This window comes from Planotetraspora sp. A-T 1434 (assembly GCF_025420585.1).
Taxonomy (GTDB): domain Bacteria; phylum Actinomycetota; class Actinomycetes; order Streptosporangiales; family Streptosporangiaceae; genus JAOEGB01.
Genome location: NZ_JAOEGB010000076.1, coordinates 1 through 1,223, shown reverse-complemented (window position 1 = coordinate 1,223; position 1,223 = coordinate 1). Strand labels below are relative to the sequence as shown.

Genomic DNA, 1,223 nt, shown 5'->3' with positions numbered 1-1,223 from the left:
CTGGTCGGGTTCTTCGTCAACACGGTGGTGCTGCGTTCGCGGGTCGATTCGAGCCGGTCGGTGGGTGAGTTGCTGGGGTCGGTCAAGGACGGTGCGCTGGAGGCGTTCGCGCATCAGGATGTGCCGTTCGAGCGGGTGGTGGAGGAGTTGGCGCCGGTCCGGGACACCAGCCGCACTCCGCTGTTCCAGGCCATGGTCGTCCTCCAGAACACCCCCGCCGAGATGCCCGCGATGCCGGGCCTCGACGTCCAGGGCCTCGCGCCCTCGGTCACGCCCGCGAGCTTCGACGTCATGGTCGAGTTCCAGGAGGCCGGCGACGGCCTGCATGTCGCGGTCACGTATGCCACGGACCTCTTCGACGCTTCGACGGTGGAGCGGATGGCGGGTCATCTGGGGGTGTTGCTGGAGGAGATCGGTTCGGGTACGGATCGGCTGGTGGGTGAGCTGCCGATGCTGACCGGGGCCGAGCGGGATCTGGTGGTGGGCGGGTGGAACGACACCGCTCATGAGATTCCGTACGGTTCGGTGCCGGGTCTGTTCGCTGAGCGGGTGCGGCGGGATCCGTCTGCCACGGCGGTGGTGTGCGGGGATGAGTCGGTGAGTTACGGGGAGCTGGATGAGCGGGCTGATCGGCTGGCCCGCCGCCTGACCGGTCTGGGGGTGCGGGGAGAGGATCGGGTCGGGGTGTTGATGGACCGCTCGGTGGAGGCGGTCGTGGCGGTGCTGGCGATCGTGAAGGCGGGCGGGGCGTATCTGCCGCTGGATGTGCGGGCTCCGGCGTCGCGGCTGGGGTTGGTGCTGGCGGAGGCGGGGGCGTCGGTGCTGGTGACCGACCCTGCCTGGGAGCCGACCGCCCGCGAGATCCACCCCGGTCACGTCGTGGTCGCGGGCAAGCCACTTCATGACCAGACGCCGGATGCGACCGGGCCGGAGCTCGTGGTGGATCCGGAGCAGTTGGCGTATGTGATGTATACGTCGGGGTCGACGGGGGTGCCGAAGGGGGTGGCGGTTCGGCATCGGGATGTGGTGGCGCTGGTGTTCGATCGCCGGTTCGACGGTGGGGCGCATGGGCGGGTGCTGGCGCATTCTCCGATGGCGTTCGACGCCTCGACGTATGAGTTGTGGGTGCCGCTGCTGCGGGGGGGCACGGTGGTGGTGGCTCCGCCGGGTGAGCTGGACCCGGCAACCCTGGCCGGCTTGGTCGCCGCGCATGGGGTGAGCGG

1 protein-coding gene is annotated in these 1,223 nt (G+C 69.9%); it reads left to right on the top strand.

Going from position 1 to position 1,223, the window contains the following annotated elements; all coding sequences use genetic code 11:
- The coding region (locus N5079_RS35005) for an AMP-binding protein (RefSeq protein WP_261588519.1) at positions 1-1,223 on the top strand (1,223 nt) is incomplete at both ends.